This is a genomic window from Desulfovibrio sp. (assembly GCF_034006445.1).
Classification (GTDB): Bacteria; Desulfobacterota; Desulfovibrionia; order Desulfovibrionales; family Desulfovibrionaceae; genus Desulfovibrio.
This window is the reverse complement of sequence record NZ_JAVESS010000023.1, coordinates 18,448-37,812: the sequence shown is the minus strand read 5'-3', so window position 1 is coordinate 37,812 and position 19,365 is coordinate 18,448. Positions and strand designations below refer to the sequence as shown.

15 protein-coding genes and 1 tRNA gene are annotated in these 19,365 nt (G+C 55.5%); 12 read left to right on the top strand and 4 right to left on the bottom strand.

The window, feature by feature from the left end:
- Positions 1 to 122: 122 nt before the first annotated feature.
- Genes RBR41_RS13125 through RBR41_RS13110 form a run of 4 tightly spaced genes read left to right on the top strand, consistent with a single transcriptional unit; the run spans position 123 to position 6,026 of the window.
- Positions 123 to 1,229 (top strand): glycosyltransferase, encoded by a 1,107-nt coding sequence (locus tag RBR41_RS13125; protein ID WP_320353090.1) that lies wholly within the window; start codon positions 123 to 125, stop codon positions 1,227 to 1,229.
- Positions 1,226 to 2,530, top strand: a complete 1,305-nt coding sequence (locus RBR41_RS13120) for a lipopolysaccharide biosynthesis protein (protein WP_320353089.1) — start codon at positions 1,226 to 1,228, stop codon at positions 2,528 to 2,530. The genes RBR41_RS13125 and RBR41_RS13120 overlap by 4 nt, the downstream gene beginning before the upstream one ends.
- A complete protein-coding gene (locus tag RBR41_RS13115; protein ID WP_320353087.1) occupies positions 2,527 to 3,426 on the top strand; it encodes a glycosyltransferase family 2 protein in 900 nt (299 codons plus the stop codon). Before RBR41_RS13120 ends, RBR41_RS13115 begins: the two co-directional genes overlap by 4 nt.
- Positions 3,399 to 6,026, top strand: a complete 2,628-nt coding sequence (locus RBR41_RS13110; RefSeq protein ID WP_320353086.1) for a glycosyltransferase — start codon at positions 3,399 to 3,401, stop codon at positions 6,024 to 6,026. Before RBR41_RS13115 ends, RBR41_RS13110 begins: the two co-directional genes overlap by 28 nt.
- A gap of 175 nt (positions 6,027 to 6,201) precedes the next feature.
- On the opposite strand, the gene RBR41_RS13105 is transcribed toward RBR41_RS13110, so the two are convergent.
- The 3 genes from RBR41_RS13105 to RBR41_RS13095 all read right to left on the bottom strand — a co-directional run bounded on the left by RBR41_RS13105 (position 6,202) and on the right by RBR41_RS13095 (position 9,446).
- Positions 6,202 to 6,277: transfer RNA gene (locus tag RBR41_RS13105), tRNA-Ala, on the bottom strand.
- Positions 6,278 to 6,501: 224 nt separating this feature from the next.
- Positions 6,502 to 8,319 (bottom strand): DUF3880 domain-containing protein, encoded by a 1,818-nt coding sequence (locus RBR41_RS13100; protein ID WP_320353085.1) that lies wholly within the window; start codon positions 8,317 to 8,319, stop codon positions 6,502 to 6,504.
- 590 nt (positions 8,320 to 8,909) lie between these two features.
- The gene (locus RBR41_RS13095; RefSeq protein ID WP_320353084.1) at positions 8,910 to 9,446 is read right to left on the bottom strand and encodes a superoxide dismutase family protein; all 537 of its coding nucleotides are present in this window, start codon (positions 9,444 to 9,446) and stop codon (positions 8,910 to 8,912) included.
- Between the two features lie 182 nt (positions 9,447 to 9,628).
- Here RBR41_RS13095 and RBR41_RS13090 point away from each other — a divergent pair, with 182 nt between their 5' ends.
- From RBR41_RS13090 to RBR41_RS13065, 6 genes are all read left to right on the top strand, one after another.
- The gene (locus RBR41_RS13090; RefSeq protein WP_320353083.1) at positions 9,629 to 10,261 is read left to right on the top strand and encodes an RlmE family RNA methyltransferase; all 633 of its coding nucleotides are present in this window, start codon (positions 9,629 to 9,631) and stop codon (positions 10,259 to 10,261) included.
- 32 nt (positions 10,262 to 10,293) lie between these two features.
- Entirely contained in the window at positions 10,294 to 11,031 is a 738-nt protein-coding gene (locus RBR41_RS13085) for a YebC/PmpR family DNA-binding transcriptional regulator (protein ID WP_320353082.1), read from the top strand.
- 476 nt (positions 11,032 to 11,507) lie between these two features.
- Positions 11,508 to 12,323 (top strand): ABC transporter ATP-binding protein, encoded by an 816-nt coding sequence (locus RBR41_RS13080; RefSeq protein ID WP_320353081.1) that lies wholly within the window; start codon positions 11,508 to 11,510, stop codon positions 12,321 to 12,323.
- 283 nt (positions 12,324 to 12,606) lie between these two features.
- Entirely contained in the window at positions 12,607 to 13,059 is a 453-nt protein-coding gene (gene mlaD, locus RBR41_RS13075; protein WP_320353080.1) for an outer membrane lipid asymmetry maintenance protein MlaD, read from the top strand.
- Positions 13,060 to 13,704, top strand: coding sequence for an ABC transporter substrate-binding protein (locus RBR41_RS13070; RefSeq protein ID WP_320353079.1), 645 nt, complete (start codon positions 13,060 to 13,062; stop codon positions 13,702 to 13,704).
- Positions 13,694 to 14,545, top strand: coding sequence for a VacJ family lipoprotein (locus RBR41_RS13065; protein ID WP_320353078.1), 852 nt, complete (start codon positions 13,694 to 13,696; stop codon positions 14,543 to 14,545). The genes RBR41_RS13070 and RBR41_RS13065 overlap by 11 nt, the downstream gene beginning before the upstream one ends.
- Here RBR41_RS13065 and RBR41_RS13060 read toward each other — a convergent pair.
- Positions 14,542 to 15,042 carry a hypothetical protein gene (locus RBR41_RS13060; RefSeq protein WP_320353077.1) on the bottom strand — a complete coding sequence of 167 codons (501 nt, stop codon included), beginning with the start codon at positions 15,040 to 15,042 and terminating at the stop codon, positions 14,542 to 14,544. The genes RBR41_RS13065 and RBR41_RS13060 overlap by 4 nt on opposite strands.
- Between RBR41_RS13060 and fliD the strand changes: the two genes are divergently transcribed.
- Together fliD and fliS are read left to right on the top strand one after the other, a co-directional pair.
- The gene (fliD, locus tag RBR41_RS13055; RefSeq protein ID WP_320353075.1) at positions 15,035 to 18,139 is read left to right on the top strand and encodes a flagellar filament capping protein FliD; all 3,105 of its coding nucleotides are present in this window, start codon (positions 15,035 to 15,037) and stop codon (positions 18,137 to 18,139) included. The two genes, RBR41_RS13060 and fliD, sit on opposite strands and share 8 nt — an antisense overlap.
- Positions 18,140 to 18,165: 26 nt before the next feature.
- Entirely contained in the window at positions 18,166 to 18,942 is a 777-nt protein-coding gene (gene fliS / locus RBR41_RS13050; protein WP_320353074.1) for a flagellar export chaperone FliS, read from the top strand.
- Positions 18,943 to 19,365 lie beyond the last annotated feature (423 nt).

Sequence of the window (19,365 nt, the reverse complement as noted above, 5' to 3'; positions counted from 1 at the left end):
ATACATAACAGTACTATAAAATTTATTTTCAGTAAAACATTCGTGCTGTTGCTATAACAATTGGCTCTCCAGCAAATGGACGTACGCTGGCTTCAGGCCAACGTTGACACGAGGCATAAAACGTGAACACCGAGCAATGCAAAATACTACACATAGCTGAATCCTTTGGCGGTGGCTGCCTTACCGCGCTTTCATTCCTGACAAAGAGTTTAACAAAAAATTATCAGCACACCATTGTGTATAGCAACCGCAACGAAACAGTAAATAATTTTCGCGACAACTTTCATGAACATGTCAACTTTATTCCCTTAAACATGAAACTATCAGCAAATCCTGTACATATTTTTAACACTTTTACTGCATTAAGAAAGATCATTTTAAAGACTAATCCTCATGTTGTACACTGCCATTCATCTATTGCAGGAGTCTTTGGCAGAATCGCTGCCAAGCTCGCAGGGGTTCCATCCCTGTACACACCACATGCCTACGCCTTTTTGCGTTCAGATATTGGACCAGTTGCGCGAACTGGCATTAAAGCCATAGAGTGGGGCCTAACAAAAATAGGAGATGGCATTGCGGCTTGTGGTGATGAAGAATATTTTTGGGCACTACGCTTGGCTGGCGACAAGCAGAAGGTTTTTTTAGCGCGCAATGCTATTGATCTTGCAATGATTGATGCCATCAATGGTGCACGTACGCCAGAATCTGAAACAAACAACATCCAAGTCGGAACTTGTGGCAGACTGACAAATCAGCACGGACTCGATTGGTTTGTTCATGCTGCAACAAGTTTACAAGCTGAAGCCAGCTGGATTTGGGTCGGCGCCAAAACAGATTCACGCGAACTCCCCGATTTTGTTAGACGCACAGGCTGGGTTGACAATAAAATCGCCCTGAGCTGCGTGGCAAGCATGAATATTTTCGTGCATCCAACACGATGGGATGGACTTTCTTATGCGCTGCTTGAGGCAATGTCGTTACACAAGCCTGTCGTGGTATCCGACATCCCTCCCAACCGAGCCGTAGTGCAGCATGGCATTAATGGATTTGTAGCTAAAAATGCCGACGAAATGGAGCAGTACATACGTGCGTTAATTAACGACCCTGAACTTCGGCACCAGATGGGCGCGGCTGGACGCCACTATGTCGAACAAAATCACAGCATCGATAGTGTAAGACAAAACTACGATACTATTTATCAAAACCTTGCAAACTCTATAGCCCGATGAATATTGTGCCATTTCGCTGGAAAGGGCGGCGTAGAATTGTAAACACGATTCTTTCTTTTGGCGGCATACAGGCCGCGCAGATTTTTTTACCACTGCTCGTGCTCCCTTATCTGGCGCGAATTTTGAAAGCAGATGCCTTTGGCATGATTATGTATTGGAATGTTGTTCCAATCATAGTGGGTTTTGTACTCGATTGGGGATTTTTACTGGGAGGCGTGCGAGAAATAGCATCTCACAGAGATGATGCCGATCGGCTTTCAGTGGTGTGGAGCAACGGGCTTCTCGCAAAATTTTTGCTTGCCATATCGGTCATAAGCCTTTCTTGCCTCCTCTTTCCAATAGTCCCCCACGCTAAAGAGTATCCCAGCGCGTTCTTCTGGGCCATTGGCGCGGGAGTTGCGCGCGGAGTCAATCCTCTTTGGTTTCTTCAGGGGTTGGGCGATGGCAGCATTCGTAGGTTGGCACTATGGGACGTTGGCAGCAGTACCGTATTGCTGCTCCTGACATTTGCTTTGGTTCATGAACCCCAAGACGGAGAAAGGTACTTGGCGCTTCTTGCCCTGTGCAAAGGCGGGGTCTATCTTTGGCTGATCACCGGCATCTGCCGTCAGTATTATCAAAAGCCTTCAATCAAAGCTGCATGCAGGCTTTTGTGGCAAACTCGAATCTTTTTTTGGGGTGGCATTGCAGGACAACTTTATGGAAGTGTGGCGCAGCTCGCGCTAGGAGGCGTCCTGCCCGCGCGGGATATGGGATTTTTTCTTGCTGCGGACAAAATAGTCCGCGCAATGGTGAGCTTGAGTAACCCGCTCACACAAACGTTATTTCCTGAAATTTGTGCACTGCACGGAGACCACAACACTCGAATCCGTATACAACAACTGACTCTCGGGGCTTGTCTGTTGCTTAGTACCTGCGCTGGAGCAGGACTTTATGTGTTGGCGCCCGTGGTCATGCAAATCGCTCTTGGTAAATCGTACATTGAATCTGTCTGGGTGTTACAATCCTTGGCAGTGGTTGTACCATTACTGAGTTTGAATATGATTCTTGGCCCTCAAATCTTGGTGCCACATGGAAAAGAAACAACGCTAGCGCTGGCTCAAGTAGTCGCAGCCTTAATCAGCGTGCCCAGTGCTCTTTTTCTTGCTCATCATTACGGGTTGGCTGGGGCGATTTCTCTGCCAATCATTGCCGAGGGTAGTATATTTTTGATTGTTTTGACTCAGGTAATTCGCACTTGCCCATGTATTTTTTCAAAGTGCTCCGATAGGGCAAGCAATAAAGCAAGTGGACGAGAATGATGAGTGTTCGCGAATCCGTCCCTCTATTTTCTGTTATTGTTCCCGTATACAACGCGGCCCAGTGGATCGCCCCTTGTATCAAAGGGCTCATGGAGCAAACCGCGCCGCCCGATGAGATCATTTTTGTAGACGATGCTTCAAGTGATGAAACATACGAACTGTGTTCAGCTTGGCATCACCGCTTTCCTTCTCTGGTACAAGTTCTGCGTCTTTCGCAAAATCTTGGCCCCGGAGCCGCGCGCAACAAAGGCATTGCCGCTTCAAAAGGAAGATATGTCGCCTTTGCAGATGTGGATGACCAGCTTTGCCCACAGATGTTCAAACAGCTGTTACAGCGCATCGATGCTCTCCAGGCGGATGTGGCAGTCTGTGGCATTACAGTAACAGATAAAAATAAAACTAAAGTCGTGTTGCCGCCCAAAGAGGAAACGCCTGAAGCTCTTCTAAAACAAAAAATACTGTTATATTCAGCTTTCAATAAAATTTATAAACGTTCTTTCTTAACAGACAACGGAGTATCATTTACAGATTGCCGCATTGGTGAAGACGTGGCTTTTTCTGTAAAACTTTTCAGTCTCCAACCGATCGTTGGATGCGTCCCTGAACCACTTTACACCTATGTTCGTAACGATTCCAGTCTATGCACAAATCTGGAACTGCGAAAAGAAATTTTTCTAGCGCTTGATGATCTCAAAAATTTTCTGGACTCTCGAAACTTGTCCAAGCAAAAAGCCACAGTGTACCACAAACTTTGCTTCTTGCACGGGGTATATTATCCAGCGCGGTTATTTTTGACAGCCCTACTGCGAAAGACCCACTCTTTTAACTATCTAATATCTACAATAGTTGGATATACCAGGGCCGGATTATGCTTCATAAAAAGAAACATCTCATGACGCTACGTTCTGTCGCAACATTTTTGCTTTTTCCTTGTGCTGCCTGGCAAGTTTGGATAACCGACATTCCCAATTACCACCTGCAACACCTGTTTATGTGGCTACTCGTACCTTTCATGGCCTGGGCCTATTACTGCGGGTGGTGGTCCTTACGCGGAGCATACAATATCTTTCGCCCCGTCTTGCCTTGGCTGAGTGTTTTCCTGCTGCTCCAGGCCGCTGTCAGTTGGCACAGTGCGCACTATTTTGGGCAAGACGCCATTGCAAAATCAGTGTTTTCTGATTTGATTAAGCTTTGCGCCCAACTACCTTTTTTAGCACTCTTTACACTCCTGGGAATGGTAATAACCCAGACCAAAGAATCCCAACGAGCGGTTTTATATGGCCTTATCTCATTATTTTTATTCATATTTATAGTATTTTGTATCCAGGCCACCTTTGTTTATCTTCGTACCCCATCGGGGCATCAGTATCATCTTAGCGCTCCGCCTGAATCTCCCCTTACGCGGAGCATCCTCAATACGCTTTGTCCGCTGATAAAATCCATAGCCTTGGTTTTCGAAGCACAGTGGAAAGATGGGGTGTATGATTTTTATAAAAACGGTGCCTACGCTCTAACCCTGGCAAGAATTAATGGCATTTTTGAAGAAGCTTCCATCTTTGCAGCGCATGTTGGGGTGGTGTTTGTCCCACTTTCGGTGGGCCTTTTGGCTCTTGGGCGTCAAAAAAAATCACGGGCATTGAAAACAGCTTCCTGGATTATTTTTGTTTGCTCATGCCTTATGATGGCGGCTTGCCGATCTACAACGGGGCAAATCTTGGCTATGGTGGCGATACTGATCTGGATTTTCATGTATTGCGCTGCACAATTGAAAAAAAGCTTTCTCTTTGCCGCCGTTGGCGCAATCGTTTTTACCATTGTTTTAAGCTGCATACCCCAAGGTGATACCAGCTTATTCAAGCGCATTGCGGATGGATATGCTACCAGTGGAACTCCGCGTGCTGTCGTCTTCAGAGGCAGTTTGGCCGTGATTGCAGAGCACCCCTTTTTGGGGACCGGAAGAAGCTGGTATCTCCCGTATCTCTACGCAGGAGAAGAATACCAAAAAAATTCGGACGAACCGGAACTGGCCTACTGGAAGAAAGTAGGAACTGGTGAGATGTCGGCCATCTTGGCCTTCACGGCACGCTACGGGATCCCATTCACGGCTGCGGTTACATTGCTTTTCTTTATGCTCGGCCGACGATTATTTTTTTTACGGAGCCGTGATCCCGGCAATCTCTGCCTCGGGTTTACAGCCTCTGCCTTTTGGGCATGGGGCACTATGGCGCTTACAACTCTTTTGGGGTCCTACGACCCTCGCAATGCACTTCTACTTTTGCCTTTGAGCATTTTTCTTGGAGCAGCAACCAACTTTAGCAAAAGTGAAAAGATTAAAAATAAATCTTGTTGTATCATTATGCACAGCTTTGGCGGTGGCGGAGAAAAAATGGCGCTGTTATTAGCGAAACAACTGGCTAATAATGGACACGAAGTCACCATTGCCTGTTTGCGCTATCTACCAGAACTATATGACCACTTACCACAGGGCGTTAAGATTTCAATGCCATCAGGCGGTGGTACATGCAAAATGTTGTACCACTTGATGCATAGTAAAGATATCATATACATGAGTGATGCTGTTGTTGGCAGCCTTGAACTACAAAGCCTTTTTGTAGCCGGGCTTTTTGCTCCCGGCCGAGCCATCGGCTGGTTACATAAAGACTTGGCTGGCTACCTTGAAAAACGGGGCAATATTTATAAAAGCGTATACCTCATCTTGTTCGGATGGGCTGCATCCAGATGCAAGACAGTAGTATGCGTGAGCGATGGCATAGTACGTTCAAGCGAAAAGCTGTTTCCGCGGCTGAAAGAAAAATTTATACGCTTATACAATCCAGTCGATCTTGATGAAATTCGCACTGCGTCGCAATCTCCCCTGTCAGGGGCTGTTGAATCTTTCATAGGCAGGTTCCCAATCATCATTGGGGTCGGGCGGCTAGAATGGCAAAAAAACTTTTCTCTGCTTCTCGAAGCGCACGCATTATTGTTGCGGCGAGGTTTTGAAGTGGGCTGTTGTATTGTGGGGGAGGGCAGCGAACGTGAAAAGCTTAAAGAAAAGGCTCATGAACTGGGCACAAGTAATTATGTTTTGTTGCCCGGATTCTTAAATCCGTATCCGGTTATGGCGCGCGCGCGCGCGTTGGCTCAAAGCTCCCATTTTGAGGGTTTGCCACTGGTCTTGGTCGAGGCCTTGGCCCTTGGCGTGCCTGTAGTGGCAGTGGATTGCCCCAGCGGCCCTTCAGAGGTTCTGGATTCCGGCCGCTACGGAATTTTGACTCCCCCCGATGCGGGCAAGCTGGCTGAAGGCATAGAGCGTTCCCTGCGCCACGAGGCATTGGAGGAAGAGCGCGATTGTCTGCGAAAAAGAGCAGAAGACTTTTCCCTGGCCCGACTTTTTCCGGCATGGTTAAACCTGCTTTATCCAGGCAATCAACCTGTGGATAAAGGGGAAAATACCACGCGCGCGCTGTCCGCAACAAGGCAGCCCCTATGTTGATTGGCCCGAAGAAGTGAACCCACTCCACCAGGCAACCTGATTTCTGCAAAATCTGCCCGCAAATATACGGACAATTCCAGTTTGGCTTTGCACCAAAAAGGGAATGATTACCGGGGGAATGGTGTTGATAAAAACAAAAAGGGGTTACCTGTAAATCAGGTAACCCCTTAAAAAATGGTGGAGAAGAAGGGATTTGAACCCTCGACCCCCGCCTTGCGAAGGCGATGCTCTCCCAGCTGAGCTACTTCCCCACGATTGGAAACATCGCAGGAAGAAAGCAATAGGCAATACGCGCACTACTGTCAAGTGCTTTGCATTTGTACGCACGCAACACCCTACCGCAAAACCTCGTAAACACGCGCCGTGCGCGCAGCCCGCGCGCCGCCTGTCTCGCAGTCCGCGCGCAGCATGGCCCTGGTCAGGCACGGGTCAGGCACGGGTCAGGGCACGGGCACTACTGTCAACGCGGGCATTGTCACTGTGAAATGGCCTGGGCAGCAGGGGCGATTTCAATGCCTGCCAGTTGGCAGATGCGCCGCACCCGGTGCGTGTATTCGTGACCCAGCCGCAACTGTTCGCGCCAGGCCAGCCGCAGGTCACGCGCGTGCGCGGGCCGGGTGCGCAGGGCGTCCCAGCGCGGCCAGAAGTCTTCAGGACGGTCAAGGCGAACGGCATCAGCAATATCCGGGGCAAATATGTCCAGACCGGACGTGGCGTCACTGAGCAGCACCCCACCTGCGGCCCAAACGTCAAAGTGGCGCTGGCTCAGGCTGTGCGGCAAAAGCAGGCTGGTGACATTGAGCGTCACCGCGCGGGCATACCACGCTGGCAGGGCCGCATAGTAATCCACAGGGGGCAGAATGTCCGCGCCGGGCAGCAGGGCCTTCCACCCTGCGTCGCCGATGATCCGCAGCGGCGGGCGTTCCTCTCCGCCTACTCCATCGCACTTGCTCGCCCTGCCCTCCAGCAGCATACGCAGCCATCGGGCGCGGTTGGCGCGGGCGCAGATTTCCGCTCCAAGTCCCGCACCGCGCACGGCGGAACCGGGCCAGGCAGCCCCCCCCAGCCGATGCCGCCACCAGAAATAATTGGGCCCGCCTGAGGGCGCTTCATTGTTCTCAAGCAGTGCCAGCGCTTCATTCTGGAGATCTTCCGGCACGCTGGCCGCCGCAAAAAACCGTTCCTTGTGCGGAAAGGCGGAGCGTCCCACAAAAAGCGGCTCGGCCTTTTCCGGCGCAGCAGGCGCGGTTTCCTGCCCGCGCCACATGTGCGGGGCCACCGCCAGCGGCAGATGGTGCACATGCCGCGCCCCGGCCGCCGCCAGTTCGGGCATGAAGGAGGCGTCAGTCACAAAGATGTGAGCCTCGCGCCACCAGGGCAGCCGCAGGGCGGACAGCACGTGCCAGGGATTGTCCACCAGCCACAGGGCCACAGGCACCCCCATGTCCCGGCAGAGGTGGAACATCCGCCCCTCGGCGTCCAGACCGCGCAGATTCACGGACAAGAGCAGGCGCGGCTTGCCCTGACAAAAAAGTTCGCGCCACACGGCGTGCATGTCTGCATGCGGCTGCCAGTGATCCGACATGGGCAGGACTGGCCCCAGCCCGCAGGCCGTCAGGGCCTGGCGCAATTCCTGATGGAGCAACTGGCCGTCATGCCCCGGCAGCAGCACAGGCCCGCGCGATGTTTGGCGGAACGCGCGTGACGCTGCACACTTCAGACCAGGCACGGCGGCCCCGGCAAGCGCGGCAGTCTTGTCGGGCACAGCCCCGGCAGGCGCGGCAGATTTGTCAGGCGCAGCGCCCCCTTCAGACGCAGCAGATTTGCCAGGCGCTGTAGACCTTACAGGCGCAAGGCCGTCGTTTTCTGCCACCCCTTCCGCCTGCGCGCAGGCTTCCAGCAGCGCGGCGTCCACGCTGCCCAGCAGCGGCCCCCAGAATTCCGGTGCCAGACGCATGCCAGGGCCATAAAAATAGCACGTGCAGCGTCCGGCCAAGGCCACGGCAGCATCCGCAGATATGTGCTCCCAATGGGCTGGCAGGCCCGGCCCACCCCTTTGGTCAAGAGGCGGCAGGGCTTGCAGGGTGGGGGGGTGCTCAAGCCAGTAGACAGTGCGCGCGTTTGCCGCAAGAGGCGTTTGCCACGGGCAGCCCGGGCCAAGCCCCAGAACCAGCGCGTCATCTCCGCCGCCCATGCGCCGCCAGGACTCCTGCCCGTCGGGCAGCGTCTGCATGCGCCCGGTAAAATCGGGCAGCCGGATGCGTTGTGGTCTGGATACGTGTTCTGTGCTCAAGAGTTTTCCCATGGCCTGTTGGCCGTTGCGTCATGGCTGTTTGCTGGTGTGGCGCCGCGCGTTTCCCGCCCGGTCGTGCGCACGGCGGCTACTGTTGCGCAAAATTCGCCAGCGCGCGGGCCGCCCGCCCGCGCCGCATGAATATTCTTGCCAGGAGGGAGCCGCGGCGCGGCTGCGCACCGTCTGCCCCACCGCCTGCCAAACATGTCTGATGGGCCTGCCCGCCCGTTCCGCGAGCCGTATCGCCCGCCATATCCATGCCCCGCACTGCGTAAATACCGCCGCCTGAGCCGCAGGGCGAAGTGCCGGAGCACAAACCCAGGGCGGCTGAACATCCTTCTGCCCTGCCCCGCTGACGCGCAGCATAGCCAATGCCTGCCGTCACGGGCAAGCCCGGAGCGCGAAAAACCCCGCCACATTTCGCGGCGGGGCCAGTACAATCAATAAATAAAGGATATGACGTGCTAGAGCAGTTTACGAATGAAATGAGTTAACTGCTCTGCAAGGATTTTTCTGAAAAATCCTTGCCACGAAATGCGAGCAGGCGGGCTTTTGCCTGCCGCACGCGAGCATTTCACGTGTTCAATGCTCTAGTTGATCACGCCGCAGGCTATGCGAGCGCCGCCGCCGCCCAGGGGCGCGGGCTGGTCGGAGTAGTTGTCGCCGCCGGCGTGGATAATAACGGAACGGCCCTTGAGGTCCTTGACGGCCAGGTTGGGAGCATGCAGCTTGCCCTTGACTTCGCCCTTGGCGTCGGCGGTAAGGGCGGGCAAATCACCCTTGTGGCCATGCTTGCCGGGGCCTTCATGCTTGCCGGTTTTATCGGGGTCAAAATGGCCGCCAGCGGCGAGGCCAGCCACCTTTTTGCCGTCTTTTTCCACAGCGGCGCACGAGGGATTTTCATGCACGTGGAAGCCGTGCTGACCTTCGCTGATGCCCACCACATCCATCAGAATATCCACGCCGCCCTTGCCGTCATCGGTGAAGGTGATAAAGCCGATGGCGTCGCCCACGCCTTCGTCGGAAATTTTATTGACAGGAACCTTGACGCTTTCAGCCTGCACGGCGCCTGCTCCGATCAAGAGGGCGCAGCACATGAAGCACAAAGCCAACAGATTTTTTTTCATATATATTCTCCTTAGTTTTTGGCGTGCAACGAAGGGAATCGTCGCCACCTGTGAAAACCTACTATTAAGCTAGCGCATCCATACGGTCTGGTCAACGCGTCATTTTTTTTCGCGGGCTTCTCCCCAAAGCGCCACTTGGCGAAGCAAATAAAAAAGAGTATGGTCACGTGTTGGTATTTATTATGAAGGAATATCGAGACCATTACTTCCTCAAGGCCAAGCGCGAGAATTATCCCGCGCGTTCGGTCTACAAACTCAAGGAACTGGATGCCAAGTTCCGCCTGTTGCGGCCCGGCCAAAAGATTTTGGACCTGGGGGCAGCCCCTGGCTCATGGTCATTGGGCGCGGCGGAAAAGGTAGGCTCCAAGGGTTTGGTTCTCGCCTGTGACATTCAAAACACGGAGACGACCTTTCCCCCCCAGGTCACCTTCATGCAAGAGGACGTGTTTGACCGCTCTTCGGCCTTTGAAACCAAGCTGCAGGAACTCGGCCCCTTTGACCTTGTCATAAGCGACATGGCCCCACGCACAACAGGCACCCGCTTTACCGACCAGGCCCGCTCGCTGGATCTGGCCGTGGAGGCTCTGGCTGTCGCCTGTCTGCATCTCAAGCAGGGCGGCGGCTTTGTGGTGAAAATTTTCATGGGCCCGGACGTTCAGGAACTGCTGGCGCCCATGCGCCAGGCCTTTGCAACGGTCAAGTCCTTCAAACCCAAGAGTTCGCGTGCCGAAAGCAAGGAAACATTTTTTGTTGGCCTTGATTTTCGCGCCAAGCCGGACCAGACCGATCCTGTGGCAACGCCGCCGGGCCGGTAAAACAATTATTCCCTAAAGGTTTCGGAGGTTTTATGTCTGGTCATAGCAAATGGGCCAATATTCAGCACCGCAAGGGGCGTCAGGACGCCAAGCGCGGCAAGATATTCACCAAGGCTGCCAAGGAAATCATCATCGCCGCCAAGACCGGCGGCGACCCTGTCAGCAACTCCCGCCTGCGCGCGGCCATCGCGGCAGCCAAGGCGGTGAACCTGCCCAAGGACAAGATTGAGGGCGCCATCCGCAAGGGCACCGGCGAAGACGCTGGCGGCGATCTCACCGAAACCTTCTATGAAGGCTACGGCCCCGGCGGCATTGCCGTCATGGTTGAAGTGGCCACCGACAACAAGAACCGCACCGTTGCCGAAGTACGCCACCTTTTTTCCAAGCATGGCGGCTCCATGGGCGAAAACGGCAGCGTTGGCTGGATGTTTGACCGCAAGGGCGTCATCAGCATTGAAAAAAACGCCTATCCTGAAGACAAGATTATGGAAGCGGCGCTGGAAGCCGGAGCCGACGACGTTATTGACGATGAGGACGAATGGACCATCCACACGGCCATGAGCGATTTTACCGCCGTGCGTGACGCCCTGGAAGCCGCGGGCATCGCCATGCAGTCGGCCGAGCTTGCCATGGTGCCGCAAAACCTGGTGGGTGTTGACGCCGACATGGGCCAGAAGGTTCTGCGCCTCATGGACGCCCTGGACGACAACGACGACGTGCAGAACGTGTACGCCAACGTTGACTTTCCCGACGACATGCCTACGGATTAGAGCATTTTAACTTTGAAAAAGTGTAAATGCTCTAAGGCTGCACGAAAGTGCAGCGCGCCACAACGTGGCGTGGATTCAGCCGAAAATCACATTTTTCGGCTGAATGAACACTTTGAAATGTGTTGCATTTCAAAGTTAATCTGCTCAAGAGCAATTTCTCTAGCGATGCTGTCGCCATCCGTAAGGCTTCTTCGTCGCCTAACGGCTGCCGCTTGAAATTGCTCTGGCGGATGCGAGAGCAGACGCTCGCCGCAAAGGCGTAAGCGCTATTTATTTGCGCTGTTACGCGCCGGAGCGGGCGTTTTGGAAGCATTGCGAATAAATATTCTCAATGCGAAAATGCTCTAGGCAGGCCAAAAAGTCGAACTTGTTCCCCCGCTCCGCCTGGGGTAAGCTGTACGTTACCCCTGGCGGGCGGACAAAAGCCAATGTTTTTGCTCCGGCAGCCCTGGCGATTCTTTTAAGGCAGGCAGCACATGCAAGCATGGGACATAGAGTTCAAGGATCTCACCGTTGGCTACGGAAGCCATATAGTTCTTCACGATGTCAACGCGGTATTGCCCGGCGGCAAGGTGTCTGTCATCCTGGGCGGCTCCGGCTGCGGCAAATCCACACTGCTGCGCCACATTATCGGGCTTTCGCGGCCCCTTTCCGGCCATGTGCTCGTAGGCGGGCGCGACCTTTTTGCCCTTGGCAAGGCCGACTTTCGCCGCATCCGCCGCCATATGGGCGTGCTTTTTCAGGACGGCGCGCTGCTCGGTGCACTGACCCTGGTGCAAAACGTCACCCTGCCCCTGAGCGAACATTTGCGCCTGCCCCCCGCCACGGTGCGCGAGGCGGGCCTGCGCGTGCTGCGCATGGTCGGCCTTGATGACTTTGCCGATTTTTATCCCAACCAGCTTTCCGGCGGCATGCGCAAACGCGCCGGGCTTGCGCGGGCCATTGTGGCCGAACCGCGCGTGCTCCTTTGCGACGAGCCCACATCCGGGCTTGATCCCATAACCGCCGCCCGCATGGACGATTTGCTGCTGGCCATGCGCGAACAGTACGCGGGCATGAGCGTGGTTGTGGTGAGCCATGATCTTGCAAGTCTGCGGGCCATTGCCGACCACGTGCTCGTGCTGGCGGACGGTAAAGCGCTGTTTTCCGGCACTCTGGCCGAACTTGAGGCCAGCGACGACCCATATTTGCGCCAGTTTTTGCACCGCGAAGCCGGTGACGAGCGCCGCGACCTGCACCAGCCCATTGACCCTGCGGTAAGCAAGGCCCTTGACAACTGGCTGGCTTCATAGACACGCTGATGCGACCGGACGGCTTTGCGCGCCCGGATTTCACCGCGCCTGGGGCCGCCCCGCGCCCCTTGCGTCAGAAGAATTTGACCCGCAGCGCAGCAAGGCCACTGTTGCCTGAAGGCAGGCCGCCAGGGTGCGCTGCCGGAATTCTGTAGTGAATCCGACACGCCGCCAGCAAGACAGCCCTGACATGTCAGGCATAATGCTTGAAAATTTGCGCCTGCCTTCATATAGTATCGAAGAATGACTGTAGCCTCGGCTATGGGGGAGAGATGCAAACCCAATGAATACCGTACGAGAAACCGCTGTGGGCCTTTTTGTGCTGATAGGCCTGCTCTGTGTTGCCTACCTGACCATCAAGCTCGGCAAAATGGAAGTTTTCACTGGCCAGGGCTATGAGCTCAATGCCAGTTTCGACTCCGTGTCGGGCCTGCGCGTGGGCGCGGATGTTGAAATGGCGGGCGTGCCCGTGGGCAAGGTCACCAGCATCCGGCTTGACCCCGACCCCATGCGCAATCAGGCCGTGGTGCGCTTGCGCTTTGACAAGGACCTGCATCTTTCTGATGACAGCATTGCCTCTGTGCGCACCAGCGGGCTTATCGGCGACAAATTCATCAGTATTTCCAGGGGCGGTTCGGATCACATGCTGGCGCCCGGCGACACCATTACAGAAACGGAATCCGCAGTTGACCTGGGGTCCCTTATCAGCAAATATGCTTTCGGAGGAGTGAAATAGATGTTCTCCCACGCATTTTCACGCCGCATCACTCTTGCCCTGTGCGGTCTTTTGCTGGCCTTTGTTTTACTGCCCTCGGTAGCGCAGGCCAATTCTCCTGCCCGGCAGGCTCTTGAAACGGCCACCAACCGCATTCTGGACTTCATCAAAAATCCTGATTACGTGAACCCCGCCACACGCAGGCCCATCCGCCAGCAGATTGAAGACGAAGTTCTGCACATTTTCGACTTCGGCGAATTTTCCTCGCGCACCGTGGGCCCCCGCTGGCGCACCTTTACGCCGGAACAGAAAAAGGCCTTCAGCGACGCTTTCGCCGACCTTCTCATCAGCACCTACGTCAACAAAATTGACGGCTATAACGGCGAGCAGGTGCTCTACACCGGTGAAGTGGTTTCCGAAAAGGGCGACCGGGTCGAGGTGCGCAGCGTCATTACCATGAAGGACGGCAAAAAGGTGCCCGTGGCCTACCGCATGCTGCCCAAAAACGGCAAATGGATGGTCTACGACGTGCTTATTGAAAATATCAGTCTGGTCAAAAACTACCGCACCCAGTTTCAGGACATCCTGAACACAGATTCGCCGGAAAACCTCATTGCCCGTATCAAGGCCAAGGCAGTGGAAGTGCAGCAGGAACATGCCAAATAACTCCCTTGCGCGCCATGCGCAAACGCTCACGCTGGGCATCCTGCTGCTGGTCGGCATCCTTGGGCTCGACGGCAACAAGGCCATGGCGGCTCAAGGCGTCAGGCAGTCCCCCGCTCCCTCCACGGTCTACGGAGGTGCGCCCATGCTGCCAGCCGGGGCCGTTACCGTCACGCCCTACGCCTCCCTGCGTAGTGCCAACGATCTGGACGACTACGATACAGCCGACATCGGCAGCATCGCCGACCCTCTTGAACCCTGGAACCGCTTCTGGTTTCACTTCAATGACATCTTTTATCTGTACATTGCCAGACCAGCCTATGACGCATGGGTATTCATCACGCCGCACCAGGTGCGCGGCGGTTTGAAAAACTTCTTTTCAAACCTCCTCTTTCCCGTGCGTTTTGTGAACAACATCCTGCAATTCCGGTTTATGGAAGCTGGTGTGGAGTTTGGCCGCTTTGTCATCAACACCACATCAAGCCTGGGCCTCGCCGATGTGGCCAAGGGACACAAAACCATTGTGCCCGTTGATCCCACGGGTGAAGACTTCGGCCAGACCATGGGCCGTTGGGGCATTGGCCAGGGCTTTTATCTGGTGTGGCCCATCATTGGCCCCAGCTCCGCGCGCGACACCATTGGCCGCGTGGGCGACCTCTTTACCGATCCGCTCTTTTACCTGAAACCCTGGGAACTCGGGGCGGGCGTGGGCGGCGGCCTTCGCTTCAACGCCCTTGGCGACGTGCTGCCCCTGTATGAAGACCTGAACAGCGTGGCTCTTGATCCCTATCTTGCCATGCGCGAAGCTTACGTGAACTTCCGTAAATCGCAGGTCATACGCTAGCCGGCACGGGCTGATGCTCTTTTTTTGAAATGCTTTGTGGGGGAGGGACCCTTTTGCAAAAGGGTCTCCTCCCCCACGCCCCCTCCCCCTAAAATTCTTATTGCCGTTTGGCGCACAACCATGCGGTTACGGCGGCGCGTTCGGGCGCTGCTTTGAGACAATTTCTGTAAAAAGCGGATGTACATGGCGTACATCCGCTTTTTCAATGCGTTAACGCTGCGCAAGAGTGCGGCGAGCCACGACAACTGCGCCGCTGTCTGCGCCGCAGCCTGGGCCGCCAGGCTGGTCGCCCCCTGCGCTAAACTTTTTCGCCCTCCGGCCGTTATTTCCTTTATACGGTTCTGAGCCTTTGCCCAGGCGCGCTCCCGGACAGGGGGCAAAAAATGCCCCGTAGAGTTGCACGCATCTTGCAACACTGACAGCGCACTGGCAGCGCCCGGCATATATGCCCCGCACGCCAGACATAAAATATCTTGATGTGAGGCGCCTATGGCCATCAGCTTATCCGGTTCCAACGCCGTTTCCAACCTGAGTGGCTGGGACACCAATTTTGACGAGGTTCTTGCGAAGCTCAAAAAGGTAGAGTCCACACAGCTCAACAATCTGACTGCCTGGAAGTCTGACTGGAATCTGCGGTATGAGGCCTTTGGCTCTATTATCACGCAGGTGCAGACAGCCAGCAACGTACTCACGGGCATTAGCAACAAAAACAGCTTTGTCACCAAAAACGTTACCAGCAGCAATACAAACATCTTGACGGCTGTCGCCAACGCTTCCGCGCAGGACGTGCAGCACAGCGTCAACGTGTTGCAGATGGCCAATAATTCCGTATGGGCCAACACAGGGCACGTCTTCAGCTCCAAAACCGACGTCATCAATGACTCCGGCGTTGATCAGTATTTTACCTTCACCTATGCCGGAACCACCAAGAGCATAAAGGTGCCCCCCAAGACCACGCTGGATTCCTTTGTCAGCATGGTCAACAATTCTACGGACAATCCGGGCGTCAAGGTCAGCATTGTGCAGACAGGGACGGGGTATGTCTTCCAGGTGGCTGGCAAAAGCACGGGAGCGGAAAACGATCTCGTCATTCATAGCAGCGGCCTTGTGGGCATGGACTCGGCGGGCAGCACGTCAGTGTGGAAAACCAACAACGCGCTGGACCTCAGCGCAACGCTCACCAATCCCAATAAGTACGCCTATGATCTGCTCATGGAGGACGGTTCCAAATTCACCGTTTCCATCACGGGCGACAAGACCAATCAGAATCTGGCAGACGCGATCAATAACCAGACAGGGCGCAACGTGGCCGCACTGGACAGCAGCGGCAATCTGACCCTCACGGGCGTGTCCGCCATGTATCAGCGCAACACGAGCACCACCGAAAAAGCCGTTGCGGCCAGCACCAAGGTCTCGGTGGGGGGCAATCCCAGCGCCACAAAGCTGCAGTCTGACCTGACCATGACGATGCAGTACGATGACGGCATCACCACCGGAACGCGCCAGCTTACCATCAAGGCAGGAACCAACCTCAAGGACGCCCTCATCCAGATGGCCCAGGTCACTGGCATGAAGTCGGCGGATCTGAGCATGGACAGCAGCGGCAACTGGTCCATCAACCTGAACAATATCACGGGCATCACTTTTGATTCCAGCGCCAATGCTGCCGATACCGCCCTGTTCACCAGCACGACGACTGCGGCGTCTATGGGCAATCGCGTGGGGGGGCTGACTTCCGCCACCACCAGCATTGCTTTCAAGGCCAGCATGCTTGGCGACAAGCTGGGCGGCAGCAGCGCCGACGGCAGCAAGGACTTTACCTACACCTTTGTCGACAATACTGGCGCTACCCAGACCATAACCCTGGCCAACAACAAAACCTATCAGGACCTGGCGGACGAGATACAGTCCAAGACGGGCGTTGCACCCACAACTGCGGGCAACGGCAACCTGACATTTTCGCTCGGCAATACGGTCCAGTTTTATGTGAGCCAGGGCACGGGCGGCGGCATGGACGGCCTGACAACCAGCACGGCCACCACCACCCTCGCCACGGGGCTGACACCTGGCAACACTCTGGACCCCACGCAGCCTGATCTTAACTACACGGTCACGCTTAACGATGGCACCCAGATTAGCGTGCCCTCCATCGCCAGCGGCTCCAGCATGCAGGACGTGGTGACCGCCATCCAGCAGACGCTGGCGGCTGACCCCTCCGCGCAGGCCGCCGGTGCGACAGCCAAGCTTGTGAAGGCCGATGGCTCGGACTGGACAAGCGCGGCTGACGGGCAAAGCTTTCTTGCCATCACCAACGTGCAGAGCGTCAGTGGCCCCGGCATAAAGGGTCAGGTGGCCGAATCCTCCAACTGGAATATCCAGCGGGCCACCAATGCCCGTTTTACTGTGGACAACTGGCCCATTGAAATGGAGTCGGCTTCCAATAGCGTCAGCGACGTCATCGAAGGCGTGGTCTTTACCATACAGGACACGGGACAGGCGCGCATCAGCGTGAGCACCGACATCACCTCGGTGGAAAAATCCATCCAGACATTTCTGGATGCCGTAAACTCCATCCTGCTGACCATCCGTGACTACACCAAGTACGACAAGGACAAGGCAACCACCACCAACGACCCGAAACAGTCCACGAGCGACAACTACAGCCCTTCGCAGCTCACGGCTGAAAAGGGGGGCCTGCTTCAGGGCAACTACGGTGTGCAGCTTTTCAAATCGCGGCTCAACAGCCTCCTTGGCTCGTCGCCGCCAGGCTTTAAAAGCCGCACCAGCGCTGACGATCTGCTTTCTGGCGACGTATTGTCCAACCTGGCCAACCTTGGCATCAAGGTCAATAATAACGAAGCCAGCGACCAATTCGGTCTGCTTGAGATAGCTCCTGCATCCAGTATTGCTGCTTTGCAGCAGTTGGATCAGAAAAACTACACCGACATGATCACCAACAACCTGGAAGCCGTGGTGGATTTTTTCTGCACCGACGGCACAGGTTCCAGCACCTCTTCGTCTTTCCGCTACGGCAGCCACGTGGCTGGCATCACCAAAGCAGGAACATACGATGTAAGTTACACCGTTGACGCCAGCGGCAACATTGAAAAGGTGATGGTGGGCGGCGTCGAGGCCAAGCGAGACCTGAGCCAGGCTGGCTATTACTACAGCGTTGGCTCGGGCGACGGACGCGGCTTGTCCCTTCTCATCGACGATTTGAGCGCAGGGGAACATACCGGCCAGATACGCATCAAGGAAGGCATGGTGCAAACGGTCAACAGCTTTCTGAAAAGTGAGCTGGTATTCAATGACGTCAACCTGTCCTCCACCGGTGGCGATAATGCCGACGCCATTGCCCTCAAATCGCAGAACGGCGCTCTCATGGTCTTGCGCAATAACTACAAGTCCATTATGGAGAACATAGATAAAAAGATCAGCCAGGAGCAGGATCGCATAGCGCTCTGGGAAACCCGGCAGAAAAAATATTTCGCCAATCTGGAAACTCTGCTGAACAACTACAAAAGCATGCAGACCCAGCTTGAATCGCAAATAGCTAAGCTGAGCAGCAGCAGTAGTAGTAGCAGCAGCAGCTAGCAACAGGCACGCACAAGGATAGATATATGAACAAGGCGGCAAACGCGTATTTTCAGACCAAGGTTGGCACTACCGACCAGGGGCAACTTCTGCTCATGCTCTATGACGGAGCCCTCAAGTACATCCAGCAGGCACGCACCAAGATGCTGGCCAAGGACTTTGCGGGCAAGGGCATCATGATCTCAAAGGTCATCGACATTGTTAACGAGTTGGCGGCATCCCTCAATATGGACAAGGGCGGCAGCCTGGCAGTCAACCTCAACAACCTGTACCTGCTCTGCACTGCCCGTCTGTTGCGCGCAAATCTCAAAATGGACGTGGAATCTCTCGACAGTGTGGAAAGCATACTGTCCGGCCTGCGCGGAGCCTATGCCCAGATCATCGAAACGCCAGAGGCGCGCAAGGCCGCCGCTGACATAGCGAACCGCATGCAGCCAGCGGGTTCCATGAGCAAGACGGCGCAGCCCATTACGCAGCATCAGGGCGCGGCCGTGCCGCGTTCTCATGCCCAGGCGGCCTACGGGCGCAGCGCCATGATGCCGCCCCAGGCCATGGGCGCTCCCGATGCTTCCATGCCGCAGCCCAACCTGCCGGGGTATTCGCCTGCCCCCGCCGCCATGCAGGACGCTCCCGCAGCGACAGCAACAGCGGCCCCCGATGCCGTGCCCTCTCAGGCCCAGGATATGCCGCGGGCCCATGTGCAGTCTTTTGACCAGGCCATGGGCCAGGGGATTCTGCCGCCCAATGGCTTTGTTCCCGGCCGCCTGCCAGGGGCATACGGCAAGGTTCCCCCGCGCGGCTGACGTTTGCGCCGGATCAGGCTGTTACGGCAACACTGAAGCCTTCCGGCCATGAACACGGCGGGCTTGCCAAGCCCGCGCCACAGGCCGTGGCAATAATCTCCAGGCCCCGCTTCTGCGCCACAGAAGCGGGGCCTGTCGTTTGACGGGCCGCCCATGAGCGGCTGCTGGCGTACTGCCCGGCTGCCGTGGCATTGCGGTGTGGGGGAGGGACCCTTTTGTAAAAGGGTCTCCTCCCCCACGCCCCCACCCCCTAAAACTCTTATGGTTCCTTGCTATATTGCCAGAGTCTTTCACTATTTGATGCTCCGGCGGCTGCGCAATCAGGCGGTCTGTCAACCAATTACGTCACTGCCGCTGCACAGGGAATAAATGCGTCTCTCACTGAAATTGTGCGCGCAGTCACAGAAATGGGAGGGGGTTTGT